This is a genomic window from Rhodopirellula maiorica SM1 (genome assembly GCF_000346295.1).
GTDB classification, from domain to species: domain Bacteria; phylum Planctomycetota; class Planctomycetia; order Pirellulales; family Pirellulaceae; genus Novipirellula; species Novipirellula maiorica.
Genome location: NZ_ANOG01000746.1, coordinates 1 through 19,559, shown reverse-complemented (window position 1 = coordinate 19,559; position 19,559 = coordinate 1). Strand labels below are relative to the sequence as shown.

Below are 19,559 nucleotides of genomic sequence, written 5' to 3'. Positions count from 1 at the left end.
TGCTGCGAGTATCACCAGAAGAGAAAAAAGACTGGACTGGACGTTTCCGAGCACGGCATGCACGCCTACCCATCGGATTCGTACAGCGGAGCAGGCGTCACTGCCTAACGCAGAGACCCGCGAAAGGCTGAAGGAGAACGCCTTTCTGTTAGAAGCTACCTACCGCAGCTCCGCCGTTGCACGAGATGGATTCTCTCACTGCAACGGCGGGGCAGCCCGGTAAGGCGGAAAGACCAAGCTGTTTTTTTTGGCTCCTCACGGAGTCAGAATGAGCCCCAACGGCCCGTGGCGAGTGTCCGCCTCACTCGTCCGGGTCGGGGTTTCGCTCACAAGTCTCGCGATTAACGTCGCGAGGCTTTTTTTATGCACTTTTGCAATCGGGCACGCCCTACGCCCTCGAGGGTTGTCGCCGTACAATGCCGTTATCGTGCCCGTTTGCTCATGATTACCCAGTCGTCGCTGGGAATCGCTCGCCATCCTCTTTTCTCGATCGTTCTTAGTCGTGAAGCTGATTATCGCCATCATCCAGCCGAGTCGGCTTGAAGCCGTCAAAGAAGCTCTGACCAAAGTCGAGGTCTTTCGTTTGACCGTGATGGATTGCCAAGGATTTGGACGCCAAAAAGGCCAATCCGGAATCTATCGCGGGCACGAATTCAGCGTGAATCTACTGCGAAAAGTCCAGCTGCAGATCGCCGTGAACGAAGAGTTCGTTAAACCCACCGTCGATGCGATCCTCGAAGGCGGCCACACCGGCGAAATCGGCGATGGTAAAATCTTTGTTTTGCCGATGGATGACTGCATCCGCATCCGCACCGGCGAACGCGGCAGCGAAGCGATCTAGCAGCCCATCAACACACTCCCTCGATTCCGCAATCCCCACGAAAGGAATCCTTTAGATGTCCAGTAGCGATTCCCCATTGTCCGGCCAACGCATTCTGATCCTGGTCGGTGAAATCTACGAAGACCTCGAGCTGTGGTACCCCAAACTGCGGCTCGAAGAGGCAGGTGCTACAACGACCATTGCCGGCCCCGCAGCCGACCAACACTACAACGGCAAACATGGCTATCCCTGTACCAGCGACGCTGCAATCGCTGATATGAACGCCAACGATTTTGATGCCTTAATTGTGCCCGGTGGGTTCATGCCCGACAAACTGCGACGAGATCCGGTACTGCTGCAACTTGTTCGCGATTTTGATGCTGCCAAGAAGCCGATTGCGGCAATCTGCCATGGCGGCTGGATTCCCATCTCGGCAGGCGTCTATCGCGGAGTCCGCGTGACAGGGTCACCGGGGATCAAAGACGATCTTGTCAACGCCGGAGCGACCTACGAAGACGAAGCTGTCATTGTCGATGGGCACCACATCACCAGCCGTCGCCCCGACGATCTTCCCGAATTCTGTCGCGCGATCATCCGAATGATGAGCAGCCAAAGCTAAGCCGCCCCGAACATCGAAATCAAGTTTGCGGACGGCTGATCGAATCAGCCGTCCATACCAATTAGCCGTCAATATTCGAGTCGCCGGTGATCTTGTCTTTGTAGGTCGCCAATTGGCCGAGCGCTTGATCGACATCGGCTTCTCTGGCACCGTGCGCCCTGGCCGCGTCGGCAAAGTGGCTACAGAACTTGGCAAAGTGGCCGGCGTGGATTCCGCGATTGTGATGAATCGCAGTCAATTCGGCTCCGGTGTAATTAACAGGCCCCTGAAAAGCCGAGGCCAAGAATTCGTACTGCATCTTTCGCAGCCGATCGGTCTGCACATTCTGAAAAAATGGTGCAAGCTCGGGGTCCTTAAAGATACGCTCATACATATCTTTGACGATCGCGGAGAGCGCTTCGGCTCCCCCCATTCGATCAAACAATTCGGGCGAATCATGATTCATCGAAGCGAAGCCTTGCGTGTGGCGGTGTAGAGAACGGGTGTAGCATACTGGGTTCCGCCAATGCCGCCAAGACTTTCAACGCCGCTTCTGTGAGCACGCCAATCCGAGCAACCCAACAGTCCTGAAGCGACCGGCGACACGCCCCATCGCGACCGCCTCTGAACGCGCAAAAGAAAACCCGGCGTCCTTGATGGGGACACCGGGTTATCTGTCGCTAGAAACGACGAGTGAGGGCGCTGGGACTCGAACCCAGGACCAACGGATTAAAAGTCCGTTGCTCTACCGACTGAGCTACGCCCTCTGATTTTCGATGGCAGGAAAAACCAAACCACTTGAAAATCACCTGACTTTGGAAATACCGAATAAAAAACCCAAGAGCAACCAAGTTTTTCTTGGCTTGATGCTTTTGGGTCTTCAACTAAGCGGAGCGGACAGGATTCGAACCTGCGGACCCAGTTTCCCGGATCACCGATTTAGCAAACCGGCGCTTTCGACCACTCAGCCACCGCTCCCTATTTGCTTTGCTTCGCTAAACTTCAGTCAAGCAAGCCAGATTGTGCTGAATCCGCTCCGAAAACGCAACCCTCGCTTGGCCGATGTTGGCAAGGCTTTTTTTCAGCCGCTGCAAAAACGTTAAGAACCGCATATCCTCCGTATTTACCAGCAATTGACGGGCTCGACGCCGCTAGCGACTCACCAATAGACAATGGGATCGGTTCAAAGTTCACTACCAGCTGAAAAAAAATCTCTAACTTTTCGCATCCTTTTCACCTCCCATTCCTCCAAACACCGACCCTCTGGATGAACCCGCCCCCCTCTTCCTCGGACGAACATCACAGCAGCCCCAGAGATTCCCGCGCCCCGCAGGAATCTCCCCACCCCGCTGCCGCCGATGCCTACTCGATCTGCCAAGTCACTCGCCGGGCAATGGCTACCGAGTTTGTGATCCTGTTGCCCAATCCTGAGACGCCCAAGCCTGAGACGCCCATGCCCGGGACGCTTGAGTCCGAGACGCCCAAGCCCGAGACATCGAGTCACGATTTGTCCGACTCTGCGGCGGCGACCGCAGCGGACCTGGGTCCCGCCGACGCTGAATCCGGCCGAGCGGTCGAAGCCGCAGTCGAAGCCGCCGACCTGCTCGAACAAATCGAAGCGGACCTGACCATCTATCGCCCGACGAGCGAGATCTCGCGAATCAATCTGCTGGCGAGCGAAACCGCCGTCTCGGTTTCCCCGCCGACGTTTGCAGTGCTGCAACGCGCGGTTCACTGGGGCGAACAAACCGGCGGCGCGTTCGATATCACCGCCGCACCGCTGGTCGAAGCGTGGGGGTTCACCCAACGCAGTGGTAAAAAACCATCGGACGACGAAATCCAAAATGCTCGTCGGTTGGTCGGGTATCAACATCTCAACCTCGACCCGAGCAACCATACGGTTGGCTTTGCCGTTTCGGGCATGGCGATCAATCTTGGTGGTATCGGCAAAGGAGACGCGCTGGACCGATTAGCGAATCATCTACGCGACCGAGGCGTCAACGATTTTTTGATCCATGGCGGCAATAGCAGCGTGATCGCAAGCGGCGATCAAACCCCAGGCAGCGGACTGGGGTGGGCCGTCGGACTCGCTCATCCCACCAAATCGAACCGGCGACTCGCCGGCATCTGGCTTCGCAACCAAGCACTCGCGACCAGCGGGTCGGGCAAACAATTCTTTCATCATCAAGGACGTCGCTACGGTCATGTGATCGACCCTCGGACCGGTTACCCCGCAGGTGATCTGTTGTCATTGACGTTGCTGATGGACAACGCGACCGATGCCGATGCCTTGGCGACCGGGCTGTTTGTTTCCGGTTCCAAGGTTGTCCGCGACCAGTTCCAACAAAACCAACTGACCGCCGCGATGATGGTCCACCGAGGAAAGAAACAAGATTCGGTCAAGATTGAAACGCTGGGCGAATTCCACTGGATCGACGCTCCCGACGAAAGCGACCGCGTGTGAACAAGGGGACGCGTGCGTTATGATCTCCGCGCGATCAACGACATTCGAAACAAACCACTCGCTCGTCGCCTCGCACCAACATCCGGTTGCCGACCACAATCGGCGCCGACCAACAGGGGTAGCGGATCGCCGGCACGTCACCGTCGCCTTGATCGAGCCGCCACTCGCTGATCAATTCAAACTTTTCCGGATTGGCCTTCACCACTTGCAACGTGCCGCGTTCCTCTAACACCAGCATCACGTTGCCGACACGAGTCGCCGAGGAACGTGTGCGACGTGAATCGGTCCATTGCACTTCGCCGGTGTCCCATTTCACACAGCGAAAATCACTGTCGGGGGCGTTACGGCCACTGCATCCATACAAAAACCCGTCGATCAAAACGGGAGTGGCCCAGTGTGACCGCATCGCTTGACTGCGGCGATCAAACGGAGGGTCTTTCCAAACCTCTTTGGCTTGCTGGTCGGTCACATTTAGCAGCACACTGCCGATTTGATAACACTCGCTCAGAAACACCTGGTTGGCATCGACCACGGGGGTCATCGCAATCGCACTCTCAAGAATATCGGCGCGATGCGGATACTTCCAAAGCACTTTGCCAAGCTTCGGGTCGACGCACAATAGGTTGTCGCGAGCATAAACAAGCACTCGAGTGTGGCCATCGATTTCGATCGTTCTCGGACTGCTGTAGCTCGCCAGATCATCACCGCACTTCCATCGTTCTTTCCCGGTCGCTTTGTCGAATGCAACCAAGGCCGAACCATTGGGTGAAACCCGATCCAACCTTCCGGGCGCGATCGACGCGTCTTCGCTAGGGCTGCCGCCAACCATCACGATAACCAAATCATCCACAAGCAGCGGGGACGATCCGACACCAAAAAAGTTTTGAACCACGCCATATTTTTCATTGGTGTCCACCGCCCAGCGGACTTGATGCGTTCGGCGGTCTCGGCAAACCAATTCACCGGCGACACCCAAAGTGAACACCGACTGAGAATCTAGTGTCGGGGTAGAACGGGGACCGCTTTCGTAACCGTACATATCGCGGTACTCCAGCGGCCGGGCATCTTGCCACTTCACCTTGCCCGTGTTCAGGTCGATGCAACGAAGTCGCTCTGTTGGGCCAGACGAAGATGATCCGGCGTCGAACTGAAAATATTCGTCTCCCCATACCGAACCGAGCCCATAGCCCTCGCCGACTTCCAACGACCACAGGAAGCGAGGTTTTTCGGACCAATCAAACGTTTGGTCGGTCACCGCGTCACCGTCAAAATTTTCTCCTAACAGACGAGGCCAATGAAGCGACGATCCGCTGGCGTCGGCCTCATCGCCCATCGCTGCCGGGGCGATCGCGAGGCATGTTAAACCAAAGAAAAGCAACGAGAGGATTCCAAATTGACAACGCACAACAAAAACCATTCAAACGTCTCCGGGGTGTACTTCGATAAAACGATAGGGAATGAATCGCACTCAACTTACGTCAGCTTTGTTGGAATTGCCAACGTTGGCAAAAATACATTGCTGCGGTCGACGCCACTTGCGCGCGGTCTACAATCTAACGCAGAACCATGAATGATCTATTTGTAAATACACGGCTTTCGATTCCGGCGGGGGATTTAAATTTCACGGCGGCACGTAGCAGCGGTCCGGGCGGCCAGAATGTCAATAAAGTCAATTCGAAAGTAACATTGCGGTGGTCGCTGGCGGATTGCCGCGGTTTTGACCCAGGGTGGCGACGGCGGTTTATCAACCGTTATCAGAATCGGATCACCCGTGATGGCGAATTGCTGGTCCATAGCGAGCGGTATCGCGACCAAGCCCGCAATCTCGCCGACGCTCGCACCAAATTGGCTGAAATGCTATTAGAATGCCAGGCTCCTCCGACCCCTCGCAAGGCGACCAAGCCAACCCGCGGAAGCCAGCGACGAAGGTTAGACAAAAAACGTCAAAACTCGCAAAAAAAGCACAACCGGCGTGGTCCTCGAATGGACGATTAGGCTTCTTACCGCCTCAATTGACCTATGTTTCCTAAGGACGAACCGCCGTCCCCCCGCCGATTAGCGGCATTGAATCCGCCAGCCAGAGACCCTCAATGAGCTCGCAAACGGCGTAGTATCGACTCTGGAACCATTGAATTGTCTCTGGAACAAGGGCTTGCGAGCCGCCGCTCGCGAGCGGCCGAGCAGGCAAGCGGATCGGGGGTAAAATGTCAACAATGCTTCACCGAGCTTGGCAGGCTGTTATACTCAAGACTCGGCGCTGAAACAGCCGGTTTTCAACCCTATTGAACAGAACGGATTGATGAAGCGAGCGATTCACTTTGACGAACTACTTTCCAAGTGGGAATTCGACCCTGGAAATCTGAATGTCCGATTAGTCAAAGGCAAAGACGGACGCGATGTCATCCAGATGCGGATCGACATGGGGATGCTACAGCTCGAAACGACCGGTCGCCCCGACGGTGCCGTCTATGAAGAAAGTGAAACGTATCTCGAGCACTTGCAACACATCCGGCTAGAAGACGCCGAGCACAAGTTAGACGAGAACGAGTGCAACGAAGTCGATCGCGAGTTCATGCAGTTTTATCACCGGCGCATTTGTTGGTTACGGCTGCAGTACTACCACCGCGCGGTGATGGATGCCGATCACACGCTGCGGTTGATGGATCTGAGCAGTGAAATGAGTCCCGACGAAGAATGGGGGGCGGCGCACGAACAATACCGTCCGTTCGTTTTGTTTCACCGAACCCAAGCACACGCACTGGGTGAACTCGAAGACCACACCGCCGAAGAAGCGATCCAGGCCATCAACCAAGGGCTGGATGTGATCTACCAATTCTTTGTCAAGCACGAGGCCGAAGATCACTACGAAGACGACGAATTGGTCATCCGTTTGATCGAAATGCGAGAATCATTGCGGAACGAATATTCGGTGGGCAAAACGTTAAAAGAACAGTTGGCTGCGGCGGTCGAACAAGAGCAGTACGAATTGGCCGCAAAGCTTCGCGATGAACTCACTCGTCGTGAAGCGAACTAGGTCAGAAGGATCCTCACGAATCGTGCATGCTGCTCGCGACCCCATTCCGATTCCTTTGATCGCCCCAGCGCGGCGTGGATCCTTCACCTGGCTGCTGCATTTGCGTTGGATGGCAGTCGCGGGCCAATTGATCACGATCTTGGCTGCGGTGTTTTTAGCTGATGTTAAGCTACCCTTCACGCCGCTACTGATTTTGGTGGGGATCACCGCCGTCACCAATTTGATGTGTGTGGCATGGTTGTATTACACCCAAGCGGGACGATCGACTTCGGGGCTGGTTGTTGAATCGATGGCCTCGGGTGAGAATCCGACCACCGACCCGTTTGCCGCCGAAGAAGACCCGACGCTGTTACAGTCGATAGCACTTGCTTTGATGCTACTCGACCTGGTGACGTTGACGCTGTTGCTCTATTTTAGCGGCGGCGCGGACAATCCATTTAGCTTCTTTTATTTTGTCAATCTGGCTGTCGGCGGCGTGATGATCCGGCCACGGCCGGCATGGTCGATGACGGCGTTTGCGATCATTGGCTACATGATCTTGCTGCGGTTCAATGTTCCGGTCCAAGGCATTACCATTCGCCAACCGGCCACCGACTTCAATCTGCACACCGGCGGGCTGCTGTTTGCATTTTCGACTTGTGCAACCGTGGTCACGTATTACGTCACTCGCACCGCCGGGGAACTGCAACATCGCGAGCGTGAACTGCGGCGTGCGCAAGCCGCCCATGCGGCAAGTCATCGGCTCGAAGGTCTCACCACCCTTGCCGCGGGTGCTGCTCACGAATTGGCGACACCGCTGTCGACCATCGACGTGATCGTTCGCGAATTGTCACGCCATCTCGAAGACTGCGAAAAACCCCAATCGGTCGACACCGATCTGCGATTGATCGATGGACAGCTTGAGATGTGCCGTCAAATCTTGGCGCGGATGCGTTCGGCCGCCGGCGATGCGATGGCCCATCGCTGGGATCAAACCACCGTCGGTGATCTGATTGACGCCACGCTCGAAGGCATTCGGGACCCCCATCGCGTCGACGTGGACGACGGCAGCGACCGTGTCGAGAACCAAGAGCTATGGGTGCCACGCGAAGCGGTCGCGCAAGCCATCCGCAACTTGATTCACAATGGGCTGGATGCGAGCGGCAGCGAAGGCCGCGTGCGAGTCGAAACCTCGCTCGACGACCAACACTTGCAACTGATGGTACACGATAGCGGCAACGGCATGACCGGCGATGTGCTTGAGCGTGCAGGGGAACCCTTTTTCACCACCAAGGAACCCGGCCGGGGAATCGGCTTGGGACTCTTCTTGACGCGCAACGTGATCTCGCAACTTGGTGGCGATCTGAAATTTGAATCCAGCCCAGGACATGGAACGCGCGCGATCGTTCGTTTGCCGCTGCAACAAGACGACATTCGGCTGCACAGCAACAGCGGAACGGAACTGAATTCAGCGAATCCCCTCAGCGGGGTAGACCCCAAGCTGGCCGATTCAAAAAGCGGATAGGTGTCGGTCGCTTTTTGCCATGCACGGTTCGTGATGAACCGAGTTTGTGTTACGATAGGATGCGATGCGGATCCACCGTGAAAGTTATATCCAATGATCGACCCCACAAGCGAAACCCCTCCTGTCTATAACGCGGCAACCGTAGGCGCCGACAGCATACTGTTGGTCGACGACACGCTGGTGTTGCGTGAACGTTTGTCGTTAGCAATGCAGCAGCGTGGATTTCGCGTCGAGATGGCGGCGGATTATGACCAAGCGGTCGAGGTATTCAGCCAACGGCCAACCGATTTGGCCGTGCTCGATTTGCGAATGCCGGGCAAAAGCGGATTGGAACTGCTGCGAAAATTGCTGCAGATGAAACCAAACACCCGTGTCATCCTGCTGTCGGGTTTCGGAAGCATCCCTGCATCGATCGATGCGGTACGAGCGGGTGCGGTTAACTTTTTGAGCAAACCTGCCGATGCCGACGATATCTTGTCGGCGTTTGTCCGCGGAGTCGAGCCAAGCGTTCCGGACGGGGCGACCGCCTTTCCCGCCCCATCGCTTGCTCGCAACGAGTGGGAACATATCCACCGCGTCTTGTCGGAATGCGGCAATAACATCAGCGAAGCGGCACGGCGATTGGGAATCCACCGCCGCTCGCTACAACGCAAACTTCGCAAACGGGCTCCCGAAGATCCGGCGATTCCCGATGCCGACGATGAATCCGACGACGACGATGACCAGTAGGGTTGTCGCCGTTTCGCGTCGGACTAAGTCGTGCCCAAACTAAAACTAAGTCATGCCGGCTAAGTCATCACCGAGAAGTAATTGTCGACGGCAAAATCGAAGTACTCGTTCTTCAGTTCGACCTTCAAGTCGTTGTAGAGGCAGAAATTGCGTACCTGCAGCAACAAGTCGCGTGGTTGGCAATTTCGAAATGGGCGGTTCACAGGCAAGTAGTGCGTTTTGATTAAATAATCGATCGCGTCGGCGTTGTACGGGATCTTCGTAATCTTGCACATGATCTCGAACAGTTTTCGAAAGTCCGCTTCGGGTGGATTGGGTACTTCGATCTTGTAAGGGATACGACGCAGGAACGCGTCATCCACCAAATCCTTGGGCTCGAGATTGGTGCTGAAAATGACCAACTGATCAAATGGCACCTGGATTTTCTTTCCGTTGGCCATGTTCAAAAAGTCATAGCGTTTTTCCAATGGGATGATCCAGCGATTCAGCAGCTGATCCACACTCATTTTTTGACGCCCAAAGTCATCGATCACCAGCGTGCCACAATTGCTTTTTAACTGCAGCGGCGACTCCGAGATATTGCTCTCGGGATTGAATTGGACTTCCAACATATCCAGCGTCAGTTCACCCCCGGCGACAATCGTGGGTCGTTTGATTCGCACCCAACGCTTGTCAAAACCGCCGATATCCAGAATGCCACTTCCCCCTTCGGGCATCGCGATTTCATGGTTCATCGGGTCATAGACTCGCATCACAGCGCCGTCTATTTCCACTGCCCGCGGAATCCACAGGTACTTCCCAAACGCTCCGGTGACACGTTCGGCAATCGACGTTTTTCCATTGCCTGGGAAACCAAATAAAAACATTCCGCGACCGCTTGCTACGGCGGGTCCCAACCGTATCAACATTTGCGGATTGATCAACAGATCGCTAAACGCACGTTCAAGATCGACCTTTTTCGGATACTGACCCTCGATCGTTTGTCTTTTGACGCTGTTGACGTAGTCGGTCAAACTGACTGGACAGGCGCCGTAATAGGTACAATCCTGTTGCATCAACCGTGCGATCTCGCGACCCGATTCCGTCAACACATACACATAGTCGTTCGTCGAAGTCGAACTCTTATAGGCAACACGTTGATCGGATTTCAACCGATTCAAAATCGGCTCGACCATCCGAAACGGCAATTTGACTTGATCGGCCACTTTACGACCGGCGCATTCACCGATGTTTCTCAGAAAACGATAGATGATTGCTTCGAGCAGCGTTTCATTGATGCGAGATTCGTGGGAATCTTGGGGCTCGGCAGGTCGCCATGGCTCGTCACGTGACGGTTTGAACCCGATCAGCGGGGGCGTTTGCTGACGCACTTGAACGTTTGCCGACGATGTCGGGCGTGTTGGCGGTACAGCCGGCGACGCCGATTCACGTGCCGGGTTAGTCACCCCCGAAACCGCCGCCGCCCCGCCTGCGTTTGGCGGCGGTGCCGCTGCGGGACGCGGCGTCTGCTTCGGTCGCGGCTGCTCCTCAGCTCGCGGCGTTGCACCTTCTCCGCTGAGCGAATGAATTCGCGACAGCAGTGCATCTAGTTGATCTTCGGCTACGCTTTGTTTCGAGTCACTGGACGGTTTCGCGGGATTCATTGAGCAATTCTTTGAAAACTTTGGACCAAACTGGTTCGCCCCTTATCAACATCGCGTGACGCACACGAATCACTGATTGGGTTATCGGCTCGCAACGAAAACAATCCGCGATCACGTCCGAAACAAACGGATGAACCCCCTGTCCGTGGCACCTGTTTTTTTCCCACTGATCGCTGCAATCGTTACCACCGTGTTAGCAAGACAAGTCCACCACTGCGGTTGGCGATTAGGCAACAAACCGTGGGTACTTTTTAGCAAGAGACGCATGAACACTGGTCGCATGCGGAGGCAATCAGGCGGGCGATTCAGTCTGCATGCTTCGCGGCAGCACGATGGATGCGATCCATGATCGCCATACCGATACCGACCGGTTCGCAGTGATCGATCAGGATCAAATCAAGCCCGGTGTGGTCCAATCGCCTGAGTGCTGCAAACAACCCCTTGGCCACTTCGTGAAGATCCTCGGAATCACTTAACGTTTCTACCACCGTATAACGTGCTGCGTCCGCCGCGGGCAGTGGCTTGAATGCAATGCGGCCGACCCTTGGTGGCAACGCCATGCCTGTTGCCGAGTCACACAACATTAACGGGGTCGTTGGCGAATAATGTTCTTTCATCATCCCCGGCGCCATCATCGCAGCGGTAGACTTCGAGATCGCATCGGGCGGGGATTCCGATTCTGCGGTAGTCCCCGTCAAATCGGACACCGAAATTCCGAAACGTTCCGCCAATGATTCCGCAGACACTCCGCCAGGCCGCAGCAATTTTGGTCCCTCCGGCCGCAGTGCGACGATGGTCGACTCGACACCAAAATCACAGTCGCCTCCATCAATCACCATCTCGATAAATTGATGAATCCCCGGCTGGTCCTTTGCACCATCACAATGTTTGGCCATGGTGGGGCTAACGTAATTCGAACGATTCGCACTGGGCGCTGCAATCGGAAATGAACAACGCTCCAACAATCGCAGTGCGACCGGATGCGACGGGATTCGAACCGCCACCGTATCTCGCCCCGCCGTGACCGAATCGGAAATACGATCCGCTCGAGGCAGCACCACGGTGAGTGGCCCCGGCCACAATCCAACAACACAATCGAGTTGTCGCTGCAACACCGGTGCTAACGGCATCTTCACCGCCTGATCCATACGATCAACCGCCGCAATGTGAACAATCAACGGATTGGTTGCCGGCCGCTGTTTGGCCGCGAAAATCTTAGCCACCGCATCGCGGTCCCACGCATTCGCCGCCAATCCGTAGACCGTTTCGGTCGGAATCGCAATCAGCTTTCCAGCCGCTAACAATGCAGCGGCGCGATCGAGCACATCATCAGAAGCAGGTTGAATTAAAGTCATCAAGCCCAAAGGGGTCCGAACACTATGAGGAGGGTAAAGGAAAGTGGCGAACGGTTACGGATTTCCATGGACGACTTGATGATTCTCGGAATCACCGAGCAAGTAGCCGAATCCATTTGCATAGGCGATGCCGTGAGGCCGTTTGAGTTTCAGCGCCCCGTTCCCCAAAACCGTTTCGACTGTATTGGCATCGACATCGATCCGCCGGATCAAATGATTCTCGGTATCGACAACAAGCAAGCGGCGTTGATCATCCATCACCAATCCTTTGGGACCATTGAACGTGGCCTCGGTCGCCGGTCCTCCGTCACCGGAACGTCCCTTTTTGCCACTGCCTGCGACATGATGAATACGACCGCTGGCGCGATCAATTCGCCAAATACTGTTGCCCTCGCGAAGTGCAATCCAGATCGATTGCTTGTCAATCGCCAGCGACCGAGGCCCGTACAGCGTTGCTTGGCGAGCCAATGCCCCGTCGGTTGGCAATTTGCCGGCTCCGGTCCCAGCAATCGTTTCGATCAAGCCGGTGCGAAGATCCAGACGCCGGATCCGATGATTGTGGGTATCGGCAATCAAGACTCCATCTTCGCCATCCAAGACGACACTATGGGGATGTTTTAAACGCGCTTCGGTCGCCGGTCCGCCGTCACCAGAAAATCCTTCGACACCGTCCCCTGCAATCGTGGTCACGATGTTTGTCTTGGCATCAATCCGGCGGATAACGTGATTGCGGGTATCCGCAACAATCAAGTTTCCATCGCGATCGACACGAACTTCGTGAGGCCAATTGAAGGTCGCCTGGAGTGCCGAACCACCATCACCGCTGTAACCTTTCTCGCCACAACCTGCCACACGGACCAGCGTCGCATCGTCGCTTTCGCCGCGCTGTTCCGACGGACTTGCACTCGTGTCTCGGTTGATCGATGCCCGCCAAATGCAGTGATCATCGACGGTGGTGATCCATACTTTGTCTTCAATGATCTCGATGCCAAACGGATTCCCTAACGAGGTCGCTGCAGGTGAACGTTTGGTCGGTGGGTTAGGGTACCGAGCACTCGAGGATGGGGATGCTCCGGTGCCCGCCCATACACGAGGCAAAGCGGTGTCCGGTGACTGGCCTGGCAAGGATTGCGAAACAGATGTCAACCAACAACTGATAGAAACGGCGACGACTGCAAGGAAACAAGATGATTTCATGGTTGTCATGGCTTCAAAGGACAGGATGTGAGAACGCGAGCGCGGGGGTCACCACACGCCCGACTCAATCTAATCCCCCCACAAGCAATAAAAAAGGAGAGCAGCGAATGTCATCCGACTCCTCCCTCGAGTGACGTCAGTGCCCTAGCCATCACGACTACAATCTCGCGCCGTTTCAATTTCGCGTGTTGGCCCCGCAGCCACTTGGGAAAAAATGTCGGTTTACTCAAAGATTTGTGCGGTTTGCATGCTCGAGATACGCATCTATTCCTGGTAGCCCTTCATGCTGGACGATGGTTGGCCCAGCCGTATGCGAAATAATTTGACTCACGCTCTGTTTTTCATGGCACTTTGCGGATGGATCCCTAATCGAATCTCTTCTGCCACAAAACAACAAACAGTTCTAACTTTCACAGGCGAATCATAATGCAATCAATCACAGCGACCCCTAAACCGCAATCGCAAACGGAACCGCAAACGCAAGCAATCTCGACACCGACGACGTCGGCACTTGATGCCGTCGTTGCTTCGATTTGCCGTGACGCTCGTTACCAATCGCGTCTGTACGTGACGCGTTGCAATACGGGGCTGGACGGCGAATAGGGCCAGGACAGCGAATTCACGGCGGGGGCTAGCGTCCAATGCCATCTACTCTGGTAGCGGCACCCGTTTAGTGCCAAAGTAGATGTCATCGGGCTCGCGTGAACTCTCCACTGCTAGCGAGATCACACCGAGGCACCTGCCATCGATCGGAGAATATCCACCCCTCGTTTAAGCTGTTCGTCGCTGGCGGCAAAGCTGATTCGAAAATGCGAATCCTGGCTGCTAAAAATATTGCCGGGGATGATCAACAGCCCTCGCTCAATCGCTTGCTCGACAAACTTGGCTCCGCTTTCGATCGGAGCCTTGGGGAACATGTAAAACGCCCCGCCTGGTTTTGCGATTTCGTAGCAATCCGATAGTGCATCAAAGACCATGTCGCGTTTGCGTTTGTAGTCTTGAATATGCCCTCCTAGATTGACTTCCATTGCCCGTAGCGCCCCCCACTGAGCCGGCTGTGGGGCGCACACAAATGTATACTGCTGAATTTTCAGCATCGTGCGAATGATTTCGCTGGGGCCATGGACGTACCCCACACGCCAACCAGTCATCGCATGGCTCTTACTGAAACCATCGATCACGATCGTTTGGTCGTTGTAGTACGCCGGGGATGCAAATTCACCATCATAGAAAAAGCGGCTGTAAATTTCGTCCGACAACAACGCGATGTTCTTTTCGGCGGCCAATTCAGCGACCGCTTTCAGCTCGGCCGTGGTGGCCGTTACCCCCGTAGGGTTAGCGGGGCTATTCAGCAGGATCATCTTCGTACGCGGTGTGATCGCAGCCGCGATCTTGTTGACGTCCAAGCGGAAATCGGGATACGAGTTGACCGCGACAGGCACTCCGCCACACATTTTCAGTAGTGCGGGATACATCACGAAGAAGGGGTCCAGGAAAATCACCTCGTCGCCCGGATTGACCATTGTCAAGATCGACAACATCAATCCCCCGCTGGTCCCGCTACTGATAAAGACATCGCGATCTTCGTGAGAATACTTTTCAGCAATTTCTTGCCGCAACGCTTCCCGCAGCGGCGCTATCCCCTGGGTCGGCGAGTAGGCGTTTTTGCCGCTACGTATGGCATCAATCGTCGCATCCTGAACCGCTTCGGGGACGTCAAAATCGGGTTGACCAATCGATAGATTGACGGGATCCTTCAGCTTCGCAGCCAAATCAAAAACCTTACGAATTCCGCTACTATCAAACGTGGTGGTACGGTCAGCGATCCATGGGTGCATGATGAAACTTTTGAAGGACAAGGAAGGAAGACGGAAAGCGAGCGAATCCACTTCGCCGCCAAACGCAGGCCGAATTCCAGACGACGCGGTTCGTACCAAAGTCGATTGCACTCGGCTCGTCCCCTTAGATTACCCCAGCAATCCCTGAAACTAAATCCCGCAGAGCATTTGCAAAGCAATGGCAGTCATCCAATTCGTTGAACCGGTCGTCCGATTTTGTGCCGTCATCACACGGCATGACGCAGTGCGTGATTGGGCGATCCGCCGGTTGAACGAAACTTGGGGTGAAACCTTTGTGCAAACGCCGCAAATGCCATTCGAAGCGGGTGGCTACTACACTCGCGAAATGGGCTCGGCACTCGAAAAAACAATCGTCGGTTTTCGTGATTTCGCAGACCCCGCGGGACTTGCCGACTGGAAAACACAAACCAATCTCTGGGAACTCGAGTGTGCCGGTGCGATCCCCACTGACGAGGCACGCCCGCTGAACCTCGACCCGGGCTACGTGACTCAGGCCAAATTGGTGCTGGCGACGACCAAGGATCGCGACCACCGCATCTACCTGCGCGACGGGATGTTCGCCGAAGTGACATTGACTTATGTCCACCGCCAATGGATCGATCACCGCTGGACCTATCCCGATTATCGCACCGATGATGTCAAGCAATTCGCCCAGCAGTGCCGAGAACATCTCCGCGCACATCTGAAATCGATTCGGAAATTCCGAAATCGTCCTTCCAGCAAACCCGGGCGTTGACGTCCAGGGTCGTGCTGTCTCAGCGATGCCCCCGCTCGCACTCTATTGACTTTTGTACACCACCGACGAGTTCAATTTCGAAGGTTTGAGCAAGATAGGGAGGGGCGTATCCTTCTTTTCACTTTTTCTGCGTTTTTGTCGGTAAGTCGCGGATTCTGCCGACAAGAAGTCTATAGCGTTGCGAATTTTATGAGAGATCCGTTTCTAGCGGGCTGTTGATTTAATGAGCCGCTCTCGCGTCAGCGACCGGGTTCCACGCATTACCCGGTGCCTTACGGCCCTCGGCTCACCGATGCGATTTGCATTTCGATTAAATCAACAGCCTGCTAGCCACGCTTGTTGCATGTTTTTTTGATTTTCAATCGACCTGCCATTCCTGGCATTTCAAATTCTCTCCCTTGTCTCGTTTTTTCTTCCTCTTTTTGGGTATTCCCATGAAACGAACAGTCCGTTCCGGCTTCACGCTTGTGGAGCTACTCGTCGTTATCGCCATTATCGGCGTTCTCGTAGGATTGTTGCTGCCGGCGGTTCAAGCCGCTCGTGAAGCCGCCCGGCGGATGAGCTGCAGCAACAATTTCAAACAACTCGGTCTCGCCCTTCACAATTATCATGCGGCTTACAACCAGCTGCCTGAATTGATGGGTGGAACCAACCAAGCCCCCGGCGGACCCGATTCCGCTGGCATCGTGGCTCCGACAGGCCACAACCGCCAAGAACTCAGCATCCTGGTAGGATTGCTTCCGTTTATGGAACAGCAAGCGCTTTGGGAACAGATTTCCAATCCGCTGCTGGATCCCGTCACCGGAAACACGTGGCAACCGATGGGCGGCAATCCATTGATGCAAATCAGCCACCACAACACGTCACGCTACGAACCGTGGCTGACCGAAATCCCGATGCTCCGCTGCCCAAGCGATCCGGGGACCGGATTGCCGTCGGCGGGTCGTACCAACTACGCCGCCTGCAGCGGCGACTCGTGTTACCTGGGTAATTGGGGCTTCGCTCGAGACGATGGCAACCGAGTTAACCCATCGAACCTTGGCGAATTAGCACGAGCATCATGCCGAGGCGTCTTTACCACTCGAAACCCCACTGCGTTCCGCGACGTCTTGGACGGCTTGGCCAACACGATCTGCATGGGTGAAATTGCCACCGACCTTGGCGATTCCGATATTCGCACTGAAGCCAAAGAAACCACCGCGAGCGGATCGGATTCGGGATCGGGACAACAACTTCGTCTTGTCAACAACGCGGTTTCCTGCCGGAGCTTGATCGATAGCGAGCGACCTCAATTCTGGGGATCAGGCATAACCATCGGTAACGCGGAACAAAAACGCGGTTACAAATGGGGTGCGGGTCGACCACTGTACGGGCAATTCAATACGATCCTGCCACCTAACAGCGAATTCTGCATCGCCAACAGCAGCAGCAACTACCACGGTAACTCGGCGATCGCGCCTCCGAGCAGTCGCCATCAAGGCGGATGCCATGTGCTATTGACCGATGGCGCTGTCAAGTTCGTGACTGATTCGATCGAAGCGGGCGACAGCAACGCAGAACAAGTCCACCTGGGCAGCAGCCTGTCTCGCCCTGGGTCCAAATCACCATTCGGATTATGGGGATCGCTGGGCACACGCGGTGGGAATGAAACGATTGACGGCGAGTTCTAGGACCGACGGGCCCCAGCCCACGTTGTAACGCCCCGACGAATTTCAGTCTCTGCACGATCAAGGTGCAGAGACGATTCACTCTTACTTTCTCCCTTTGCCATCTCACAGAGACCCCTGACGTGAAATCCTTTGCATCCTTTCCAAACGCGCTGAAGTCATTCCGCTCGGCTTCGTTTGTTTTGTTGACCACTTGCTGTCTCGTCTCGTTTGCCGGATGCGGCGAAAAGGCAGGTGCAGTTGCCGACCAAGACGAAATGGCCGAGTACCTCGAGGCGAATCCAGAACTCAAGGAAACCAATTCCGAAGAACCCGATCTGCAGCGGGAAGGATCGATCCGCGCTGCTCCGGAACAAGTTTGATCGCGGCCGCAACGTTTGCATTCGGTTGAACTCGCCGCATGCGTCGATCGTCATGCGTCTGCGTCGACACTACAGTTTGATCATTGTCCCAGGCCCCATGTCTGCACTAGGCATGGGGCCTTTTTTTTTGATCCCCAAGAAATTTGGCGGCAAACCTCGTCGGGTCTTCATTTTTTTCGGTAAGTCAGCCGGGGCAGCGGACGAGCTATTTATAGTGGCAAGCGTGCTCAACGCTGGACACTCTTTCGTCGCCCCCAACCCCGGCACAGACATGACCGACGAACCCCGTCAGGATGCCGACTACGAACACTTTCTGGAACACTTTTCGCGAGACCGCGATCGTTTGTTTGGCTACATCTACGCGTTATTGCCACACAAAGCTGACGCCGAGGATGTCTTTCAACGAAGCAGTTTGCTGCTCTGGAAAAAGTTTTCCGACTATGACCCATCGCGTCCCTTTCTTCCATGGGCGTGCACCATCGCGCATTACGAAGTCAAAAACTTTATTCGCTCGGTCCATCGGGATCGATTGCAGTTTGATGCCGACTTAATCGACAAGTTGGCTGAATCCCGAGGAGCATCGTCGACGAAACCTGATCTTCGTCTGGACGCGTTACGGCTTTGTCTGCAAGGCATCAAATCGGTCGAACGGGAATTGATTGAATTGACGTACCGTGGCGATACCACAGTGAAAGAATTTGCCGAAGCCAGTGAGTTGTCGGTACAAACGTTGTACAACCGCATCAGTCTGACACGACGCAAACTGCTGAGCTGTGTCAAACGTCGTCTGGCTCAGCAAGGGGCAGTAACATGAACCACTCGCATGACGAGCTGCTCGATCTACTCGACGCACTGTTCCATCAAACGATCGACGCGAATCAACATTCGCAATTGCAAGAAATCCTTCGGTCTGATGCGACAGCCCGAGAACAGTATCTTGAGTACCTCGACCTACATTTTGACCTCAATCGCCTGCACCAATCTGTCGGCGACCTGCCACAAAACGCCACCGACCTGTTGCAGCTCGCCAAATCGATGCGAGCCGCCCCGATTGCAGACACGGGCGAGTCAGTCCGTCGTGAAAAGTCAACATCGTCGGCACGTTGGAGCTGGTGGGCATCGCTGGCGGTTGCGATCGCATTGTGTATCGGCGTTGCCCTTATTGCCTCGAACCGCCCTCCGACCGATTCAGCTCTGATTGCCAAACAAGACTTTGCTGCGCCGCAGCCCAGCGTGGCCAATCATTCACGAGTGCAGTTGACGCAAGCTTTGGCAACGAAGTTTTTTGGCGAAGCGACGCCGCCGCTTGGCAGCTTCGTTCCGCTAAATCACGAATTTGCTTTAACCAGCGGGATGGTGGAACTTCGATTCCCCGCAGGCGCCACCACCATTATCGAAGCTCCGGCTGTGTTTGTCGTCTCGGATGATGCACGATTGGAATTGGCCAGCGGCAGTTGTTCGGTGTATGCACCCGACGGCGCCAAAGGATTCCGTGTCGACACACCGCTTGGCAACATCGTTGATCTCGGCACTAGGTTTGTCGTTGACGTGGACCAAACGGGTGATACCAAGGTCCAAGTTGTTGAGGGTG

Annotated in this window: 19 protein-coding genes and 2 tRNA genes; 13 read left to right on the top strand and 8 right to left on the bottom strand. The window is 55.2% G+C overall.

Annotation, left to right across the window (positions count from 1 at the left end):
• The first annotated feature begins 502 nt into the window (after positions 1 to 502).
• Positions 503 to 841 (top strand): P-II family nitrogen regulator, encoded by a 339-nt coding sequence (locus RMSM_RS24325; RefSeq protein WP_008702781.1) that lies wholly within the window; start codon positions 503 to 505, stop codon positions 839 to 841.
• A gap of 55 nt (positions 842 to 896) precedes the next feature.
• Complete coding sequence (locus RMSM_RS24320) at positions 897 to 1,439, top strand: type 1 glutamine amidotransferase domain-containing protein (protein ID WP_008702780.1); 543 nt, start codon at positions 897 to 899, stop codon at positions 1,437 to 1,439.
• 61 nt (positions 1,440 to 1,500) lie between these two features.
• Here RMSM_RS24320 and RMSM_RS24315 read toward each other — a convergent pair whose 3' ends face one another.
• From RMSM_RS24315 to RMSM_RS24305, 3 genes are all read right to left on the bottom strand, one after another.
• A complete protein-coding gene (locus tag RMSM_RS24315; RefSeq protein WP_008702778.1) occupies positions 1,501 to 1,884 on the bottom strand; it encodes a group I truncated hemoglobin in 384 nt (127 codons plus the stop codon).
• Positions 1,885 to 2,112: 228 nt separating this feature from the next.
• Positions 2,113 to 2,185, bottom strand: a tRNA-Lys gene (locus RMSM_RS24310).
• Between the two features lie 122 nt (positions 2,186 to 2,307).
• Positions 2,308 to 2,396 (bottom strand) — tRNA-Ser (locus tag RMSM_RS24305).
• Between the two features lie 289 nt (positions 2,397 to 2,685).
• Between RMSM_RS24305 and RMSM_RS24300 the strand changes: the two genes are divergently transcribed.
• Positions 2,686 to 3,882 carry an FAD:protein FMN transferase gene (locus RMSM_RS24300; protein ID WP_236622287.1) on the top strand — a complete coding sequence of 399 codons (1,197 nt, stop codon included), beginning with the start codon at positions 2,686 to 2,688 and terminating at the stop codon, positions 3,880 to 3,882.
• A gap of 34 nt (positions 3,883 to 3,916) precedes the next feature.
• On the opposite strand, the gene RMSM_RS24295 is transcribed toward RMSM_RS24300, so the two are convergent.
• Positions 3,917 to 5,299, bottom strand: coding sequence for an outer membrane protein assembly factor BamB family protein (locus RMSM_RS24295; protein WP_008702775.1), 1,383 nt, complete (start codon positions 5,297 to 5,299; stop codon positions 3,917 to 3,919).
• 149 nt (positions 5,300 to 5,448) lie between these two features.
• Here RMSM_RS24295 and arfB point away from each other — a divergent pair, with 149 nt between their 5' ends.
• The 4 genes from arfB to RMSM_RS24275 all read left to right on the top strand — a co-directional run bounded on the left by arfB (position 5,449) and on the right by RMSM_RS24275 (position 9,149).
• Entirely contained in the window at positions 5,449 to 5,877 is a 429-nt protein-coding gene (gene arfB / locus RMSM_RS24290; RefSeq protein ID WP_008702774.1) for an alternative ribosome rescue aminoacyl-tRNA hydrolase ArfB, read from the top strand.
• A gap of 304 nt (positions 5,878 to 6,181) precedes the next feature.
• Positions 6,182 to 6,916: a UvrB/UvrC motif-containing protein gene (locus RMSM_RS24285; protein ID WP_040769258.1), complete on the top strand. Its 735-nt coding sequence runs from the start codon at positions 6,182 to 6,184 to the stop codon at positions 6,914 to 6,916.
• 22 nt (positions 6,917 to 6,938) lie between these two features.
• On the top strand, positions 6,939 to 8,420 hold the full coding sequence (locus tag RMSM_RS24280; RefSeq protein ID WP_008702770.1) for a sensor histidine kinase: 1,482 nt from the start codon (positions 6,939 to 6,941) through the stop codon (positions 8,418 to 8,420).
• Positions 8,421 to 8,513: 93 nt separating this feature from the next.
• On the top strand, positions 8,514 to 9,149 hold the full coding sequence (locus RMSM_RS24275) for a response regulator transcription factor (protein ID WP_008702767.1): 636 nt from the start codon (positions 8,514 to 8,516) through the stop codon (positions 9,147 to 9,149).
• A gap of 59 nt (positions 9,150 to 9,208) precedes the next feature.
• Here the strand turns inward: RMSM_RS24275 and RMSM_RS24270 are convergent, their stop codons facing one another.
• The 3 genes from RMSM_RS24270 to RMSM_RS24260 all read right to left on the bottom strand — a co-directional run bounded on the left by RMSM_RS24270 (position 9,209) and on the right by RMSM_RS24260 (position 13,344).
• Positions 9,209 to 10,792 (bottom strand): ATP-binding protein, encoded by a 1,584-nt coding sequence (locus RMSM_RS24270; protein WP_008702765.1) that lies wholly within the window; start codon positions 10,790 to 10,792, stop codon positions 9,209 to 9,211.
• A 305-nt stretch (positions 10,793 to 11,097) separates the two neighbouring features.
• Positions 11,098 to 12,147 carry an L-threonylcarbamoyladenylate synthase gene (locus RMSM_RS24265; protein WP_008702762.1) on the bottom strand — a complete coding sequence of 350 codons (1,050 nt, stop codon included), beginning with the start codon at positions 12,145 to 12,147 and terminating at the stop codon, positions 11,098 to 11,100.
• A gap of 54 nt (positions 12,148 to 12,201) precedes the next feature.
• Entirely contained in the window at positions 12,202 to 13,344 is a 1,143-nt protein-coding gene (locus tag RMSM_RS24260) for an NHL repeat-containing protein (protein ID WP_052031788.1), read from the bottom strand.
• A 426-nt stretch (positions 13,345 to 13,770) separates the two neighbouring features.
• On the opposite strand from RMSM_RS24260, the gene RMSM_RS41260 reads away from it, so the two are divergent.
• Positions 13,771 to 13,947: a hypothetical protein gene (locus tag RMSM_RS41260; protein ID WP_008702756.1), complete on the top strand. Its 177-nt coding sequence runs from the start codon at positions 13,771 to 13,773 to the stop codon at positions 13,945 to 13,947.
• Between the two features lie 122 nt (positions 13,948 to 14,069).
• Here RMSM_RS41260 and RMSM_RS24255 read toward each other — a convergent pair whose 3' ends face one another.
• The gene (locus RMSM_RS24255; RefSeq protein WP_040769254.1) at positions 14,070 to 15,182 is read right to left on the bottom strand and encodes a pyridoxal phosphate-dependent aminotransferase; all 1,113 of its coding nucleotides are present in this window, start codon (positions 15,180 to 15,182) and stop codon (positions 14,070 to 14,072) included.
• A gap of 178 nt (positions 15,183 to 15,360) precedes the next feature.
• On the opposite strand from RMSM_RS24255, the gene RMSM_RS24250 reads away from it, so the two are divergent.
• From RMSM_RS24250 to RMSM_RS24230, 5 genes are all read left to right on the top strand, one after another.
• Complete coding sequence (locus RMSM_RS24250) at positions 15,361 to 15,939, top strand: DUF4416 family protein (RefSeq protein ID WP_008702753.1); 579 nt, start codon at positions 15,361 to 15,363, stop codon at positions 15,937 to 15,939.
• Between the two features lie 434 nt (positions 15,940 to 16,373).
• Entirely contained in the window at positions 16,374 to 17,609 is a 1,236-nt protein-coding gene (locus tag RMSM_RS24245; RefSeq protein WP_008702751.1) for a DUF1559 domain-containing protein, read from the top strand.
• Positions 17,610 to 17,728: 119 nt separating this feature from the next.
• The gene (locus RMSM_RS40080; protein ID WP_008702749.1) at positions 17,729 to 17,968 is read left to right on the top strand and encodes a secreted protein; all 240 of its coding nucleotides are present in this window, start codon (positions 17,729 to 17,731) and stop codon (positions 17,966 to 17,968) included.
• Between the two features lie 271 nt (positions 17,969 to 18,239).
• Positions 18,240 to 18,782 carry a sigma-70 family RNA polymerase sigma factor gene (locus tag RMSM_RS37300; RefSeq protein WP_160168362.1) on the top strand — a complete coding sequence of 181 codons (543 nt, stop codon included), beginning with the start codon at positions 18,240 to 18,242 and terminating at the stop codon, positions 18,780 to 18,782.
• On the top strand, positions 18,779 to 19,559 hold a 781-nt coding region (locus RMSM_RS24230), incomplete at its 3' end, for a FecR family protein (RefSeq protein WP_008702745.1). The genes RMSM_RS37300 and RMSM_RS24230, both read left to right, overlap by 4 nt.